The sequence below is a fragment of the Massilia oculi genome, assembly GCF_017582745.1.
In the GTDB taxonomy this organism is placed as follows: domain Bacteria; phylum Pseudomonadota; class Gammaproteobacteria; order Burkholderiales; family Burkholderiaceae_D; genus Telluria; species Telluria oculi_A.
This window is the reverse complement of sequence record NZ_JAFVIM010000012.1, coordinates 104,795-121,807: the sequence shown is the minus strand read 5'-3', so window position 1 is coordinate 121,807 and position 17,013 is coordinate 104,795. Positions and strand designations below refer to the sequence as shown.

At 66.2% G+C, this 17,013-nt stretch carries 13 protein-coding genes; 8 read left to right on the top strand and 5 right to left on the bottom strand.

Annotated features, from left to right (window positions below; genetic code table 11):
- Positions 1-8: 8 nt before the first annotated feature.
- Together J3U95_RS15430 and J3U95_RS15425 are read left to right on the top strand one after the other, a co-directional pair.
- Positions 9-1,061 (top strand): glycosyltransferase family 9 protein, encoded by a 1,053-nt coding sequence (locus J3U95_RS15430; protein WP_208279457.1) that lies wholly within the window; start codon positions 9-11, stop codon positions 1,059-1,061.
- A gap of 327 nt (positions 1,062-1,388) precedes the next feature.
- Complete coding sequence (locus tag J3U95_RS15425; protein WP_208279455.1) at positions 1,389-2,213, top strand: AraC family transcriptional regulator; 825 nt, start codon at positions 1,389-1,391, stop codon at positions 2,211-2,213.
- A 78-nt stretch (positions 2,214-2,291) separates the two neighbouring features.
- Here the strand turns inward: J3U95_RS15425 and J3U95_RS15420 are convergent, their stop codons facing one another.
- The 4 genes from J3U95_RS15420 to J3U95_RS15405 form a co-directional block, all read right to left on the bottom strand.
- On the bottom strand, positions 2,292-3,452 hold the full coding sequence (locus J3U95_RS15420; protein ID WP_229519865.1) for an MFS transporter: 1,161 nt from the start codon (positions 3,450-3,452) through the stop codon (positions 2,292-2,294).
- 583 nt (positions 3,453-4,035) lie between these two features.
- Positions 4,036-5,061 (bottom strand): alpha/beta hydrolase, encoded by a 1,026-nt coding sequence (locus J3U95_RS15415; protein WP_208279454.1) that lies wholly within the window; start codon positions 5,059-5,061, stop codon positions 4,036-4,038.
- Positions 5,062-5,274: 213 nt separating this feature from the next.
- On the bottom strand, positions 5,275-5,700 hold the full coding sequence (locus J3U95_RS15410) for an organic hydroperoxide resistance protein (protein ID WP_208279453.1): 426 nt from the start codon (positions 5,698-5,700) through the stop codon (positions 5,275-5,277).
- Positions 5,701-5,919: 219 nt separating this feature from the next.
- A complete protein-coding gene (locus J3U95_RS15405) occupies positions 5,920-6,930 on the bottom strand; it encodes a LacI family DNA-binding transcriptional regulator (RefSeq protein WP_040775722.1) in 1,011 nt (336 codons plus the stop codon).
- Positions 6,931-7,217: 287 nt separating this feature from the next.
- Here J3U95_RS15405 and J3U95_RS15400 point away from each other — a divergent pair, with 287 nt between their 5' ends.
- From J3U95_RS15400 to J3U95_RS15375, 6 genes are all read left to right on the top strand, one after another.
- The gene (locus J3U95_RS15400; protein ID WP_208279450.1) at positions 7,218-9,641 is read left to right on the top strand and encodes a TonB-dependent receptor; all 2,424 of its coding nucleotides are present in this window, start codon (positions 7,218-7,220) and stop codon (positions 9,639-9,641) included.
- 76 nt (positions 9,642-9,717) lie between these two features.
- Complete coding sequence (locus J3U95_RS15395; RefSeq protein ID WP_208279448.1) at positions 9,718-11,061, top strand: GH1 family beta-glucosidase; 1,344 nt, start codon at positions 9,718-9,720, stop codon at positions 11,059-11,061.
- A gap of 31 nt (positions 11,062-11,092) precedes the next feature.
- Positions 11,093-12,127, top strand: a complete 1,035-nt coding sequence (locus J3U95_RS15390) for a glucokinase (protein WP_208279446.1) — start codon at positions 11,093-11,095, stop codon at positions 12,125-12,127.
- On the top strand, positions 12,120-13,460 hold the full coding sequence (locus J3U95_RS15385; protein ID WP_208279445.1) for an MFS transporter: 1,341 nt from the start codon (positions 12,120-12,122) through the stop codon (positions 13,458-13,460). The genes J3U95_RS15390 and J3U95_RS15385 overlap by 8 nt, the downstream gene beginning before the upstream one ends.
- Positions 13,457-14,026: a heme-degrading domain-containing protein gene (locus tag J3U95_RS15380; RefSeq protein ID WP_208279443.1), complete on the top strand. Its 570-nt coding sequence runs from the start codon at positions 13,457-13,459 to the stop codon at positions 14,024-14,026. Before J3U95_RS15385 ends, J3U95_RS15380 begins: the two co-directional genes overlap by 4 nt.
- Positions 14,023-15,006 carry a Gfo/Idh/MocA family protein gene (locus J3U95_RS15375; RefSeq protein WP_208279441.1) on the top strand — a complete coding sequence of 328 codons (984 nt, stop codon included), beginning with the start codon at positions 14,023-14,025 and terminating at the stop codon, positions 15,004-15,006. The genes J3U95_RS15380 and J3U95_RS15375 overlap by 4 nt, the downstream gene beginning before the upstream one ends.
- On the opposite strand, the gene J3U95_RS15370 is transcribed toward J3U95_RS15375, so the two are convergent.
- Entirely contained in the window at positions 14,991-16,994 is a 2,004-nt protein-coding gene (locus J3U95_RS15370) for a hybrid sensor histidine kinase/response regulator (protein WP_208279440.1), read from the bottom strand. The genes J3U95_RS15375 and J3U95_RS15370 overlap by 16 nt on opposite strands.
- Positions 16,995-17,013: the final 19 nt, after the last annotated feature.

Genomic DNA, 17,013 nt, shown 5'->3' with positions numbered 1-17,013 from the left:
AGAAAACCATGCTCCGGCGACCTTTGCTGCATCGTCTTCCGGTCCAGTCCGTCGTGGTATTCCGCGCGCTGCATCTTGGCGACATGCTGTGTGCGATTCCGGCGCTGCGCGCCCTGCGCACGGCCTTGCCCAAGGCCCATATTTCCCTGGTCGGACTGCCTTGGGCAGCGCAGTTCGTCCACCGGTTTACCGCCTATTTGGACGAATTCCTGCCGTTTCCGGGCCACCCCCTGCTGCCCGAGCAAACCGTCCACCATGACGACCTGCCCCCGTTCTATGCGACGGTGTGCGCGCGCGAATTCAGCCTGGCCGTGCAGCTGCACGGCAGCGGCGACATCGCGAACCACATCGTTTCCGGCTTCGGGGCGACCGCGATGGCGGGCCACAGCCGCGGCAAGCCATTGAGCACCGAAAAGACCGTCCTCGTCCCCTACCCCGAGACGGGCGCCGAGCCGGAACGCCTGCTGCACCTGGTCGGCCATCTCGGGGCGCCGGTGGCCGGCACGCACCTCGAGTTCCCGATCCTGCGCGAAGACGAGGACGAGCTTGCCGCCAGCGGCCTGGCGGCAGGGCTCGAGCCGGGCAGCTATATCTGCGTGCATCCGGGAGCGCGCCAGCGCGACACCTGCTGGCCGCCGGAACGCTTCGCTAGGGTGGCCGACCAGCTTGCCGACGAGTTCGGCATGCGCGTCGTCCTGACCGGATCGGCGGACGAGGCGCCGCTCGCCCAGGCGGTGGCCGATCGCATGCATGCGCCCGCCATCGTCGCCGCCGCCCCGATCTCGATCGGCGCCATGGCGGCCCTGATGAGCCGCGCGCGCCTGCTGATCTGCAACGACACCGGGGTGTCGCACATCGCAGCCGGGCTGGGGCTGAACAGCGTGGTCATTTTCAGCAAGGCCGACATCGCGCGCTGGGCGCCGCTCGACCGCCTGCGTCACCGCTGCATCTGGGATCCCGGCGCCGAGCGCGCCACCGTCGTGCTGCAGCATGCGCGCACCTTGCTCACTGGCGCCGAACCCAGCAGGCAACGGGCGGCGGGGATGTGGCCATATTGGTGAGCGAGGCCGGCTTCGACATGCCCAGACAACAGGTATGGCCAAGCCGCCAACATAGTTATTGAACTGGCTATGAACCGATGTCCTGCCCCATCTGACACCACGCATTGCCTTTTCGGGTTATGTTGCAGGGCTTGCAAGGCATGCCCATCCGTTCACAGGCGTCGCGGGTTGCCCTCCGGTGAACCAAGTCGTTCACTTGTCGAGGAAAACCGGGAATATCAAGGTTGCCAGAAAGCGTTGTATTCGCACCCTGAATCTCACCAATTCCCACACAGCAAACTATTTTTTCGTCCAGAATACCTGAATCAACTCGATATCCTCATCGTCATGGACAAACTGTCATTATTGGTCGGCCGCCATTCGTTCAATGCGCGCATCTTCTATAACGGGATGTTTTGCGACGCCAATCAATTCGCCGAAGACGGCGTATCCGGCCAGCTGCATGTGGTGCGCGCGGGCTCGGTGGACTTTATCCATGACGACGGTACGGTGGTCCGCGTCACCGAGCCCAGCCTGCTGTTCTATCCGCGCGGCACCAGCCACCGGCTGCAGGTGCAGGCAGGCCACAGCGCCAACCTGCTGTGCGCGCACATCGTGTTCCAGGACGGGATGAGCAATCCGCTGGCGCGCATCCTGCCGGAATGCCTGGTGCTGCCGCTGCGCGAGATCGCCGGACTGCAATCGACGCTCGACCTGCTGTTCGACGAGGCCGTCCGCAACGAACCGGGACGCGAAGTGATCCTGGACCGCCTGTGCGACGTCCTCCTGATCCAGGTCATCCGCCGCGAGTTCGATAGTGGCAGGCTGTCGGTGGGCTTGCTGGCCGGGCTGTCCGACCGCCAGTTGTCGCTGGCGCTGGCCGCCATCCACGAGCGTCCCCACGAACCCTGGAGCCTGCAGTCGCTGGCCCAGGTTGCCTGCATGTCGCGCGCCGCCTTCACCGAACGTTTCCGCGACGTGATGGGCATCCCGCCGGGCGAATACCTGACACGCTGGCGCATCGGCGTCGGCAGCCGCCTGCTGCGCCAGGGCATGCCGGTCAAGCAGGTCAGCAGCCGCGCGGGCTACACCAGCCCGTCCACGTTCACGCGCGCCTTCACCATGATGATGGGCGCCTCGCCGCGCGAGTGGCTCAAGCAGGTGGCCGGCTAATAGAAAACGCAGACGCTCCTTGCGGATGCGTCTGCGTCGTGAACTACTACAAGGCGGCCATCGAGGCCGCCCTCTTGCTCACTTCAGCAGGCGGGTGCGGCACGCCACCATGGCGATCACCAGGGACAGGCCACCGACGTAGGCGATGGCTGCCTGCATGCCGATGAAGTGGGCGACGGCGCCGATTGCCGGCGGCCCCATCAGGCTACCGCTGTAGGCCATGCTGGCCACTGCCGCCAGGGCAGCCGGGCCCTGCGCGCCGGCGGCGCTGAACACGAACGGGAACACCAGGGCCAGGCCGACGCCGGCGATCGCGAAGCCGCCCAGGGCGACGTAGGCGTTCGGCGCCAGCACCGCGAAGAACAGGCCCGATGCGGCGACCAGTGCGCCCAGGGTCACCAGGCGCTTGGCGCCGTAGCGTTCCTTCAGCTTGTCGCCGACCATGCGCGACATCAGCATCATCATCGAGAACGAGGACAGTGCCAGCGGCGCCAGGCCGTCCGAGGCGCCGAAGTGCTCTTTCAGGAACACGCCGCTCCAGTCGGCGATGCTGCCTTCGGCCATCGAGCCGAAGAAGCCCAGCAGACCCAGCAGGACCAGCGGACCGCGCGGCAGCGCGAACTTCTTCTTCTCGACCTTCTCGCCGACCTCATCCGCTTCGAGCAGGTTGACGGCGAGCCACAGCACCACGGCCAGCGGACCGGCCAGCATCAGGAAGTGGGTGGCCGGTGCGATCTTCATGCTGGCCATCAGGCTGCCGAGGGTAGCGCCCACCAGGCCACCGGCACAGCACAGGCCATGCAGGCGCGACATTTCCGACTTGCCGCTCTGCTTTTCGCGGCGGGCGGCGGCCGAGTTCATGGCGACGTCGAAGGTGCTGGCCGTGATGCCCAGCATCAGGACCGCCATCATCAGGCGCGACACGTCCGGCGCCATGCCGATCGAGACCAGCACGCACAGCAGGGCCAGGCCCGCGATCATGATGGTCTTGCGCGCGCCGAAGCGGCCCATCAGGAAGGACGAGATCGGGTACGAGATCACGGCGCCGAGGCCGCCGCACAGCAGCACCATCGACAGCGCCGCGTGCGACACGTTGACGCCGGCGGCCAGGGCCGGGATGCGGCCGGCCCACGAGCCCATGATCAGACCGAACAGGGCGAACACGACCGGCAGCGAGAACAGCTGGGCTTGCGCGAGTACGGAAGAAGAACGACGTGGAACGGAAACAGTGGTTTGCATGAAAGCGCGAAATGTTAAATTGTTTGAGGTGTAAATTAATTGCCGGAGTACTGATTACAGCCCGAACGTGTCTGAAATATTTACGTCAGGAAGCTGATGGACGGCAATTCTAACGACCTTTTTTCGCTTTGGTTTTCCGTGCGGAAAAATATTTCGGGACGTTGTATTGCGCTGACGCAAAGAAGACAACTTACTTGGCAGGCATATACGAAAACTTGGCAAGCCGGCATGAAACCAGGAGGCAGAAGTGGACAAATAGCGGAAGATGTAAGCAGTTATTGCTGAGTTTTCTGCGCCCGGCATCGATGCTCGTCTCACCCGCAAATTGATGCGGCGCAGCAATTTCTGAACAAAAAGCGCCCGTTTTATTTAAGGATCAGCAACTCATCAGCGATGGATTCCAGCCCGCGCCATCGCGCGGCGTTTCGTGATTTCCAATGCACTGTTTACGGTCGAGTTCGCTTGAAAACGCTCAGCCAATTGTTAAATCCGCCGAATGACGGCGACACCGAATGAGCGGATCGCCGCGCGTGACGATAAAAAAAGGGCCGCCCTCGGGCGGCCCAAACAGGGAGCAGCAAGCTTACTTGGCCAGGTGTTTCTTCAGTTCGGTGCCGGCCTGCAGCACTTGCGAACGCACACCCGGCACGGTGGCCAGCGGGTTGAGCAGGCCGAAGTCGTGGATCATGCCGTTGTAGCGGGTGACGGTCACGTCGACGCCGGCCTGGTCCAGCTTGCGGCCATAGGCTTCGCCTTCGTCACGCAGCACATCGTTCTCGGCGACCTGGATCAGCGCCGGCGGCAGGCCCTTCAGTTGCGGCAGGGTCGCTTGCAGCGGCGAGGCGTAGGTCTCCTTGCGCTTGGCGGCGTCCTTCGTATAGCTGTCCCAGAACCACTTCATCATATTGCGGGTCAAGAAGTGGCCTTCTGCAAACTGCTTGTACGAACCGGTCTCGAAGTTGGCGTCGGTCACCGGCCACATCAGCACCTGGTAGCGCAGTTTCGGTCCGCCCTTGTCCTTGGCCATCAGGGTCAGCGCGGCCGCCATATTGCCGCCGACGCTATTGCCCGCCACCGCCAGGCGGCTGCCGTCGATATTCAATTCCTTGCCATGTTCCGCCACCCACTTGGTCGCGGCATAGATCTCGTTGATCGCCACACCATAGCCGGCCTCCGGCGAGCGGGTATAGTCGACGAAGACCGCCACCGCACCCGAGCTCTCGACCACGTCGCGCACCAGGCGTTCGTGGGTCGGATAGTCGCCCAGCACCCAGCCGCCGCCGTGGATGAACATGAAGGCGGGAAGCACACCCTTGACGCCGGCCGGACGCACGATCTTCAGCTTGATCTGCTTGCCGTCGACGGTGATCACCTTGTCCGAGACGTCGGCCGCAGGCAGGTTGACCTTGACGCTTTTTTGCGCGCCTTCCAGCACCTTGCGGGCGTCCGCCGGCGACAGCTGTTCGATCGGCTTGCCGCCGCCGGAGTTGAGCGCCTTCAGGAATTCGGCGGTACGGCGTTCCACGGTGGGCTGGATGTCGGCGGCCGCGGCGGCGCCGTAGGTCAGGGCCAGGGATGCGGCGACGAGGGCTTTGCTCAGGGTGTTCATGATGCTTCCTTTCTTGTTGGGTTCGATTGGATCGGGCGGGGGCCGTCTGCCACATTAGCAGCGCGCCGCAAGCCTTGATTGCATAAACGGATCATTCGGTGGTGGCGGTGGACTAGTGATTATATTCACGATTAAATCGCACACTACCTATTCATTCTGGCTACTTGCGTATTAACCTGGTTCCGTCCCCCGGTTTCCCGGGGGAGCGGTGCATCACACCAGTTGCAGGGTCACGTCGATATTGCCGCGGGTCGCGTTCGAGTACGGGCAGACGATGTGGGCGCGGTCGACCAGGGTTTGCGCTTCATCGGCCGGCACGCCCGGCAGGCTGATTTTCAGGGTGACTTCGATGCCGAAGCCGGTCGGGATCGCGCCGATGCCGACGCTGCCTTCCACCGACACGTCCGGGGAGATTTTCAGCTTGTCGCGGGCCGCGACGAATTTCATGGCGCCCAGGAAGCAGGCCGAGTAGCCGGCCGCGAACAGCTGTTCCGGGTTCGTGCCTTCCAGGCCAGCGCCGCCCAGTTCTTTCGGGGTGGTCAGTTTCACGTCAAGCACGCCGTCGGAGGAAACGGCGCGGCCTTCACGGCCACCCGAGGCTTTTGCGCTTGCACGGTAGGGGACTTGTTCGATTGCCATGATGAGACTCCTTGTCTTGGTCGGCGGCGCTTGCCGCCCGATTTCATTAAATCGCTATTTAATAGCGCGCTATTTAAATGGTTTGCTGCCTTGGCCCGCCGACCCGTTTGCTTGTCCGTTCGGCGCTGCCATGGAAAGCATATTACATAGCTCGCGATTTAATTGCAAACGATTTGCTCAGCCAACTTGTTACCAGATGTAACTGCGCGCCCCATGGACTCACAGCAGTCTGACGGATTCCCTCACGATCAGGCTCAGCTGTGGCACCTCGCCTTCCGGCTGCTCGTGCGCCAGCATCGCCAGCATCCGGCGTCCGATGCCGATCCCGGCGTCGTACAGCGGCTGGCGCACCGTGGTCAACGGAGGCGTCGTATACATCGAGCTTTCCAGGTCGTCGAAGCCGACCAGGGAGATGTCTTCCGGCACCCGGATATTGCGCCGGTACAGGGCCAGGCGCGCGCCATACGCCGTCAGGTCGTTGGCTGCGAAGATCGCGGTGAAGCGCAGGTTGGCGGCCAGCAGCCCGTTCAGCGCCAGCAAACCGCCGGATTCGCTGAAGTCGCCCGCCACCACCAGCCGCGGATCGGCCTCGATCCGGTGCCTGGCCAGGGTGTCGTGGTAGCCCGCCAGGCGCGCCCGCGCATCGCGGTGGTCGTCCGGGCCGGCGATGTGGGCGATGCGGCGGTGGCCTTGCGCGATCAGGTATTCCACCGCCTCGCAGGCGCCGCGGTAGTTGTCGAGGCAAAAGCCGTGGGTGCGCGCGCCCTGGACGTCGCGCCCGAAAGCGACGATCGGCACCCGCTTCGAGAAATCGAGGATCTGCTGGTCGCTCATATTCCCGGTCAGGATGGCCACGCCGTCGACCCGGCGCCCGATCAACAGCTCGACCCGCTCGGCTTCTTCGTCGGCATGCCAGTGCCCGCTCATGATCAGGAGCGCATAGCCGGCCGCCTTGACCGCATCCTCGATGCCGACCATGGCGCGGTTGAAGTAGCCGCTCTCGAGCGACTGGGTCAGCACGCCGATCGTGCGGGTGCTGCCGATCTTGAGGCTTTGCGCCAGGCGGTTCGGCTTGTAGTTCAGTTCATCGATGACGCGCTCGATGGTACGGCGCTTGTCCTCGGACACCTTGGCGGTGCCGTTCAGGAAGCGCGACACCGTGGCGGGAGAGACGCCGGCAGCGCTGGCGACCTGGTACAGGGTGCTGGTGCTGCTCTCGACGTTTTTCATGAAGCGTTCCGGACCCATTCAAGGCAGATAGTTGCTTGAAGTATATCACCGATACTCACCCGAAAAGGATAGAAAGAGCGACAGTATGAAAATCTTTCATGAAGTGGCCGTCGTTGAGATGCAACAAACCTGACAATCGTGTTCACAAATTCTAATTGACATTTTTTTACGGACGAAATTACTATGAAACCGTTTTCAAGGTTGATGAAATCGATTTCTCATCAATCCATGTGTTAGCGCTCTCAGCGCCTCGATTTACCCCATAAAACAATACTCGGAGACAAGCAATGAACAAGACTACGCCCGCGGGGGCCGCAGTGCGCACCTCGTCGTCCACCCCCATCCGTCTCGCCATCCTGACCCTGCTGGCCGGCATCGGCAGCGCCCAGGCCCAGAGCGCATCCGACCCGGCATCCGCTGCCGCCGCCACGCCGCCAGCTGTCGTCGACAACGGCCAGATCGCCGAAGTGAAAGTCACCGCCACCAAGCGTTCGACCTCGCTGCAGCGCACCCCGATCGCGGTCACCGCGCTCAGCGCCGCCACCCTGCAGGACAACCACGTGCAGACCATGCTCGACGTGGTGGCGCTGGTGCCGGGCTTCCAGGCCACGGCCCAGGGCGACCACGGCGTCACCACCATGACCCTGCGCGGCATCGGCAACGACAGCGCCAAGACCGAATACGCCGACCCCGAAGTAGCGTCCTTCGTCGACAACGTGTATTCGCCGCGCGCTGAAGGCGCCACCGCCCTGATGTTCGACGTCGAGGGCATCGAGGTGCTGCGCGGCCCGCAAGGCACGCTGTGGGGCCGCAACTCCACCGTCGGCGCGGTCAACATCCAGACCGTCAAGCCGGAACTGAACAGCCGCTCCGGCTACCTTGAAGGCGGCATCGGCGACTACAACCGCCTGGGCGTGCGCGGCGCGGTCAACATCCCGATCGCCGACAATGCCGCGCTGCGCTTCGCCGTGGTGCACGAGCGCCACGACGGCTACGTCGACTACCAGCGCTTCAAGAACCCGTCGGTCGAGTCGCAGCGCGCCGCCTACCTGGCGTCCGGCGCCGATCCGGCCGGTTTCCGTCCGATCAACCCTAACCTGTTCGTCGCGGGCGGCGACAAGTACAGCGCCCAGGACCAGAGCGCGGCGCGCCTGTCGCTGCTGTGGCAACTGGCGCCCAACGTGCGCTGGGACATCGCCTACGAAAAATTCATCGACCGCGGCACCCCGAGCGCCAACCTGATGCAGACCCCGCGTCCGGGCGAGAAGCACTGGTCGACCCTGTCCGACAGCGCGCCCTGGATCAACCGCGACAGCCACAACGTGCGCAGCCGCCTGAGCTGGGACATCAGCCCCGACATGGCGCTGCAATACGTGGCCGGCTGGTCCAAGTACAGCGGCGACATGCGCTTCGACCAGGATGGCGGCACCGTGGTCCCGACCTCGATCACCACCGGCGGCATCTTCCAGGAACACACCACGGTCGACTCCAACTACAAGAGCCACAGCCACGAGCTGCTGCTGCAGTCGACCGGCACCCGCACGCTCGACTGGCAGGTCGGCGCCTATTACGGCAACGAGAAGAACGACGTCCGCTTCGACATCGCCGGCATGAAAGGCACGCCGGACGGCGCCGTGAACTGGCAGGGTTCCTTCATCCAGCCGAAGCAGACCGTGGACACCTCGGCCGTGTTCGGCCAGGCCACCTGGAACATCACCGATGCCTGGCACCTGACCGGCGGTGTGCGCTACACCCACGACAAGCGCGTCCACACCGGCGGGCGCGGCTACACCTGGGGCTATGACGCCAGCGCGCCGCAACTGCCGCTCAACCCGCACATCGATCCGCGCGACCCGGTCAACGGCTACGTCGAGGGCGTGCCGAACGACGGCCGCTACAGCGACAACAAGGCCACCGGCCTGGTGCGCCTGAACTACGACATCGACCGCAACAATATGGTCTATGCCAGCGTGTCGACCGGCTACAAGTCGGGCGGAGTGCAGGACCGCGGCCTGCCCTACCAGCCAGAGACGCTGACCAACTACGAGATCGGTTCGAAGAGTACCTTCCTGGACGGCGCCCTGCGCATCAACAACGCGCTGTTCTACATGGACTTCAAGGACTTCCAGTTCAATTCGCCGGTCAGCTTCCCGGACGGCAGCCGTGGCCTGGCCATCGAGAACGCCGACGGCGCCGAGGTGTACGGCCTGGAGACCGAGATCGCCGCCCGCATCGCCAAAGATGGCCGCCTGTCGATCGCGCTGGCCGTCCTCGACACCAAGCTCGGTCACCTGATCGCCGGCTCAAACGACTATGCGCTGCCGCCGTGCACGATCGATCCGCGCATCGAGACCTGCCTCGACGTCACCGGCCACAAGCTGCCGCACGCGCCGAAGTTCTCGGCCACGGTCCAGTACCAGCACACCTTCCGCCTGGCCAATGGCGGCAGCCTGATACCGCGCATCACGGCGCGCTACGAGGACGAGGTGCGCCTGAGCGTGTTCGACCTCGGCGCGGAAGACCGCCAGAAGGCCTATGGCAGCGCCGATGTCGGCCTGCGTTACCAGCAGGACAAATGGTGGGTCGACGCCTTCGTGCGTAACGTGAGCGACAAAAAGATCAAGACCAGCGCCTTCAACGGCTTCGGCCCGTGGCTGGCGCAGTACAAGCCGCCGCGCACCGTCGGCATCAACACCGGCTTCGATTTCTAAGCCGGAGCACGGCAGGCCCTCTCACTGGGCCTGCTTTTTGTTTTTCACGTGGATTTGTTCCAGATTCGAGAGTTCCATGACCAAGAGCCCCAACTTCGACTTCAACAACGACTTCCCATCCGACTTCACCTGGGGCGTGGCCACCAGTTCCTTCCAGATCGAAGGCGCCCACGACGTCGACGGCAAGGGCCCGTCGATCTGGGACACCTTCTGCAAGGACAAGGCGAACATCAAGGATGGCAGCGACGGCACCGTCGCCTGCGACCACTACCACCGCTACCGCGAAGACGTCGACATCATGGCCTCGATCGGCGTGGACGCCTACCGCTTCTCGCTGGCCTGGGCCCGGGTCCAGCCGGATGGCAAGGGCGCCTGGAACGAGGCCGGCTTCGGCTTCTACGACCGCCTGCTCGACGAGCTGCTCGACAGGGGCATCCGCCCGCACGCCACGCTGTACCACTGGGACCTGCCGCAAGGCTTGCAGGACGATGGCGGCTGGATGAATCGCGACACGGCGCACCGCTTCGCCGACTACGCGCATGAAGTGGCGCGCCGCTTCGGCAACCGCATCGAGGCGATCGCCACCCACAACGAACCCTGGTGCACGGCCAACCTCGGCTACGGCAACGCCCAGTTCGCGCCGGGCGTGGTCGACCTGAAGCAGTCGATCCAGGTCTCGCACCACCTGCTGCTGTCGCACGGCCTGGCCATGCGCGCCATGCGCGAGGTGGGTAGCGCGGCGCAACTCGGCATCGTGCTGAACCAGTGGACCGCCGATGCCGCCACCGGTTCCGAGGCCGATCGCGCGATGGCCGAATTCGAGTATGCGCGCTCGGTGCAATGGTTCATGGACCCGATCTTCAAGGGCCGCTATCCGGAACTCGCCCTGCGCGGCCATGGCGCCAACGCGCCGCAGGTGCGCGACGGCGATTTCGACATCATCCGGCAGAAGATCGACTTCCTCGGCTCGAACTATTATTTCCGCAGCTGGTGCAGCGCCGCCAACCCGCCGGTGCCGCCGCCGGCCAGGCACGGCGTCACCGACATGGGCTGGGAGATCTTCCCGGAAGGCCTGCCCGAATTGCTCATTAAACTGAAAGCCGAGTACCCCGACCTGCCGCCGGTGTACATTACCGAGAACGGCATGGCCAATCCCGACGTGGTCGAGAATGGCCGTGTCCACGATCCGGCACGCATCGCCTACGTGCGCAGCCACCTGGCCGCGCTCAAGGAGGCGATGGATGCCGGCGTCGACGTGCGCGGCTACTTCCTCTGGAGCCTGCTCGACAACTTCGAGTGGAATTCGGGTTACGCCAAGCGCTTCGGCATCGTGCACGTGGATTATGCGACCCAGCAGCGCACCCTGAAGGACAGCGCGCTGTGGTATCGCGAATTCATCGCCAATCGCATCAAGACTTGATCGCCACGAAAAAGAGCGACAAGGAGGAGACATGCAGACGAATACCTACCCCGACGGCCCGCGCCTGCTGGCCGACATCGGCGGCACCAACGCGCGCTTCGCGCTCGAGCCGGCGCCGGGCGCGATCCAGGCCGTGCGGACGCTGGCCTGCGCCGACCACGCCCGCTTCGAAGACGCGCTGCGCTTCTACCTGGCCGGCACGCAACGGCTGCACGGCGCCCGCGTGCGCCACGCGGTGATCGCGATCGCCAATCCGGTGGACGGTGACGCCATCCGCATGACGAACCACCACTGGGCGTTCTCGATCGAGGCGGCGCGCCGCGCGCTGGGCCTGGAGACGCTGCTGGTGGTGAACGATTTCACGGCGCTGGCCATGTCGCTGCCAGCCCTGCGGCCGGGCGACCTGGCCCAGGTCGGCGGCGGCGCCCCCCTGGCAGGCAGCGCCATCGGCCTGGTCGGCGCCGGCACCGGCCTCGGTGTCTCGGGGCTGGTCCCGAGCGGCGAGCGCTGGATTCCCCTGAATAGCGAAGGCGGCCACGTCGCCTTTTCCCCGCTCGACGAACGCGAGGTGACCGTGCTGCGCCATGCCTGGCAGCGCTACGACCACGTCTCGGCCGAACGCTTCGTCTCCGGCCCCGGCCTGGTGCTGATCCGCGAGGCGCTGGCCATGAGCCGTGGCATGGCGCCGGACAGGGACCTGTCGCCGTCCGACATCGTGACGCGCGGCCTGTCCGGCGGCGACGCGCTGTCGCTGGAAGCGATCGACTGCTTCTGCGGCATGCTGGGCACGGTGGCGGCCAACCTGGCGGTAACCCTCGGCGCGCGCGGTGGCATCTATATCGGCGGCGGCGTCGTGCCGCGCCTGGGCGCCTATTTCGTCGCGTCTCCGTTCCGCCCGCGCTTCGAGCGCAAGGGCCGCTTCAGCGAATTCACCGCGCGTATCCCCACCTGGCTGATCACGGCGCCGTATCCGGCCCTGCAGGGCGCATCGGCGATCCTCGACGATCACCTGGCCTGGACCCAGGCGACGGCGCCGCGCATGCGCACGGAGGCCGCCCATGCGTAAGATCGCTTCTCCGCTGCTGTGGGTGCCGACTGGCTACTTCACGATGGCGCTCGGCTACGTGATGCTCACCAGCGTCACCGCCATCATGTTCAAGAACCTGGGCATGGACAACGGCCGCGCCGCCCAGTATTCGAGCCTGCTGATCCTGGCGTACACCGTCAAGCCGCTGTTCGCGCCCTTCGTGGAGATGTACCGCACCAAGAAATTCTTCGTGCTGTGCGCCCAGGTAGCGATCGGCGCCGGCTTCGCCGGGGTCGCGCTGCTGATGGAACTGCCCGGCTACATGACCTTCCTGATGGCGATCTTCTTCGCCCTGTCCTTCATCGGCGCGACGCAGGACATCGCCAGCGACGGCGTCTACGTCACCTCGCTCGACGCCCGCGCGCAGTCGCTGTACTGCGGCATCCAGAGCCTGTCCTGGAACATCGGCCCGATCGTGGCGGCCGGCGGCATGGTTTATCTCTCCGGCTACCTGCACACGCACGTCTTCGGACACGATCCCACCGTGTTCGGGCCGGACTGGATCGACGCCTGGCGCATCATCTTTTTGCTGGTCGGCGGCCTGACCCTGTCGATGGCGCTGTGGCACTGGCGCACCATGCCGCAAGGCGCGCGCGCGGCCGACACGCCGTCCTCGGTGAAGGACGCCGGCCGCATCCTGCTCGACGCCTTCGTCACCCTGTTCCAGAAGCGCGGCGTGTGGCGCATGATCGCCTTCGCCTTCCTGTTCCGCTTCAGCGTGGGCCTGCTGGAAAAGATCGGTCCCTTCTTCATGGTCGATCCCGCCTCGAAGGGCGGCCTGGGCCTGTCGAACGAGATGCTGGGCCTGATCTACGGCACCTACGGCTTGGCCGCGGTGCTGGTCGGCTCGCTGCTCGGCGGCCTGTATGTCGCCAAACGCGGCCTGAAGGCGACGCTGTTCGTGCTGTGCTGCGCGATCAACATCCCGAACGTGGCCTTCCTGGTGCTAGCGCTCACCATGCCATCGAGCCTGGTCCTGATCACGCTCGGCGTCGCGATCGAAAAATTCTTCTTCGGCTTCGGGGCCGTCGGCTTCATGATCTACCTGATGCAGCAGCTCGCGCCAGGCAAGTACACCACCACCCACTATGCCTTCGGCACCGGCCTGATGGGCCTGTGCGGCATGGTCACCGGCGTGATCAGCGGCCACCTGCAGGAGATGATGGGTTACGTCGGCTACTTCGTGCTGGTGATGGTCGCCACCATTCCCTCCTTCCTGGCCACCTGGTTCGCGCCGTTCTACCATGACGACGGCAGCCAGCCGAAGGCGGCGCCTGACGCCGGCGCCGAGGGCAAGACGGTGCCGGCATGAAGCGCCATGTTCAACTTGCGTCCTGCCTGCTGCTGTTCGTGGCTACGGCCACGGCGCAGCAAACTCCACCTCCATCCGCCATGCACGACATCCCCGCCGTCTCGCTCGCCGCCCTGCTGCAGGAAGAACGGCAGCTCCAGTTCGACCGCTTCGACGCAGACACAGCCTCCGCCCTCGGCGCCGCGCTGGTGGCGCGGGCGAAGCGCGCCAGCCGGCCGGTAACGTTTGAAATCAGGCAGGGCGACACGGTCCTGTTCACGCATGCGATGCCGGGCGCCTCGCCCGACCATGCGGACTGGATCCGGCGCAAGAACAACCTGGTGAAACGCACCGGCCACAGCTCCTTCTACACCCACAACGAGGTGCGCCAGGCCGGCGGCGACCACGACAGCCTGCCCGGCCTCGACATGCGCGACTACGCGGCGCACGGCGGCGCCTACCCGATCGTCGTGCGCGGCAAGGGCATGGTCGGCACGGCCACCGTGTCGGGCCTGCCCGGCGCGGACGACCACGCGCTGGTGGTGGCCGCGCTGAAAGACCATCTGCAGATCGGAGAGCAGCCATGACCCGCATCATCCGTTGGGGCATCCTCGGCACCGGGCGCATCGCGCGCGACTTCGCGGCCGGCCTGCGCGCGACGCCCGACGCCGTGCTGGCTGCGGTCGGCTCGCGCAGCAGTGAAGGCGCGCAGGCCTTCGCCGCGAAGTTCGAGATTCCGCATGCGTTCGACTCCTATGAGGCGCTGGTCGAAAGTCCCGACGTCGACATCGTCTACATCGCCACCCCGCACCCGATGCACGCCGCCAACGCCCTGCTCGCCCTGCGCGCCGGCAAGGCAGTGCTGTGCGAGAAGCCGTTCGCGATGAACCGGCGCGAGGCGGGCGAGATCGTGGCGCTGGCGCGCGCGAAAAACCTGTTCCTGATGGAGGCGATGTGGACCCGCTTCATGCCGGCCCTGGCTGAAGTGCGGCGCATCATCGCCTCCGGCGAGATCGGCACGGTGACCCAGCTGCACGCCGACTTCGGTTTTTCGGCCACGCCCGATCCAGCGCACCGCGTCAACGATCCGGCGCTGGGCGGCGGCGCCCTGCTCGACCTGGGCATCTATCCGCTGTCGATCGCCTGCGCCCTGCTGGGCCAGGTCGAGGCGGTGCAGGCCCAGGCCATCATGGGCGAGACCGGCGTCGACCTCACCACCGCCTTCACCATGCGCCACGCGGGCGGCACCCTGTCGATCTGCAGCTGCTCGCTCCGGGCGCACGCGCCGGGCGAGCTGGTGGTGTCCGGCACGCGCGGCAGCGTGCGCATGCACCGCATGTTCCACATGACCGAGCGCGTCACGGTCGCGCTGCTGGACGGCCCCACGCGCACGGTGGACACGCCCTGGCTCGGCAACGGCTACACGCACGAGGCGATCGAGGCCGGCCGCTGCCTGCGCGAAGGCCTGCTCGAATCGCCGGCGATGACCCACGACGACACGCTGGCGATCATGGGCCTGCTCGACGCGATCCGCAAGCTGATCGGCCTGCGCTATCCGAGCGACTGAGCCTCGGCCAGCAGCGCATCCAGCTGCTGCATATTGGCCGGCTTGACCAGGTAATGATCGAAGCCGGCGTCCAGCGCGGCCTGGCGGTCGGCGTCGCTGCCATAGCCGGTCAGCGCGATCAGCAGCGGCGCGCGCGCTCCCAGGCCGGCGCGGATGCGGCGCGCCAGTTCGCGGCCGTCCATGTCGGGCAGGCCGACGTCCAGGATGCAGGCGTCCGGGGGCTGTGCGAGCGCGCGCCGCAGCGCAGGCGCCGGGGCATGCTCGACCGCCACCCGGTAGCCTTCCGCCTCCAGCAGCAGCGCCAGCGAGGCGGCCGCATCGACGTTGTCGTCCACCACCAGCACGTTCATCGCCTGGTCGCGCGTGGGTCGTTGTGGTCCCGGCGCGTCGTCCGGGGCGGCCGGGACAGGTTCGTCCAGGCGCGGCAAGGTCACGGTGAAGGTGCTGCCGTGGCCGGGCCCGGCGCTGTCGGCGCACACCGTGCCGCCGTGCAGCTCGACCAGGTTCTTGACCAGCGCCAGCCCGAGGCCCAGGCCGCCCTGGGCCCGGTCCGGCGTGCGCCGGGCCTGGGTGAACAGGCCGAACACGTCCGGCAGCAGTTCGGGCGCGATGCCGATGCCGTCGTCGCGCACCGCCAGCACCGCCTCGCCGCCCTGGGTGTGCACCGCCACCAGCACGCTGCCTTCGTCCGGCGTGTATTTGCCGGCATTGTTGACCAGGTTGGCGATGACCTGGATCAGGCGCTTGGCATCGCCCTCGACCAGCACCCGCGTATCCGGCAGCTCGGTGCGCAGGCGATGGCGCTTCATGTCCAGCAGCGGCTGCACCTGCTCCAGTGCGGCGCCGACCACCTGGCGCAGGTCGACCCGATCGCGCTCGAGTTCGATCATGCCGCGCGTGACGCGCGACACGTCGAGCAGGTCGTCGACCAGGTGCACCATGTGGTCCACCTGGCGCGCGATGATCTCGCTGGTGCGCCGGACCGCGCCCGGGTCGCTCGCATACACGCCCTTGAGCAGGCCCGCCGCGGTGCTGATCGGCGCCAGCGGGTTGCGCAGCTCGTGCGCCAGCATGGCCAGGAACTCGTTCTTGCGCTCGTCCGCCAGGCGCAGCGCCTCCAGCGCCTCGTTGCGCTCGCGTTCGGCCATGCCGCGGTTCAGGTCCTGGCGGTACAGTTGGTAGGCGAAGCGCCACACCACGGCGATCAGGATCACCAGCAATCCCCACACGAACAGCCAGATCATGGTGGTCAGGTCGAGTCCGGGATCGGCCGCGCGCACCGCCGCGGTGGCGACCATGCCCAGCAGGATCGGGGCCAGCACCAGCGGCGCCATCAGCCGGCGCAGGGTCCTGCTGCTGGACGTGGGGCTGGCCAGCGCCACCACCATGCCCTGGTCCGGACGCAGCGCCACCACGCCGATCGCGGCCAGCATGAAGGCCAGCGCGGTGCGCAGCGAGGTGCCGCGTCCCGGCAGCAGCTGGTACAGGAAGGTGTCTTCGGCGATGAAGCCGGCGATGGTCAACAGCGAGAACAACAGCACGCTGGCGGCCAGCGCCTGGCCGATGCCGACGGTGCGGCGTGCGCACGACAGCGCCATGCCGGCGCCGAGCACGACGAACAGGCCTGCCGTCAGCAGCGCCGGAAGGCTCCAGGCGGTGGATGCCTGGCCCAGGCCCAGCGACAGCGGCGCCGGCGCCCAGCCGGACATGCGCATCGCCACGCTGCCGGCGCCGATGGCCAAGACCAGCAGGGCCGGGACCCGCCCGGCGCGGGCGACGATGCGCACCGGATGCAGCTGCAGCAGCAGGCCGGCGCCGGCGCACAGGAAGCCGACCGCGGTGAGCGGATACATCTGCGGCGCGCCGATGCCGGCGCCGATCAAGGCCGGCGAATGCAGCCCCCAGCCGGCCAGCGCGGTGAGGGCCAGCAGCAGGCAGGCAATCGCGGCGCCGACCGGGAGCGCACGCCAGGTCGGGAAGGTGTTCATGAACGGACGAGTAGTTGAG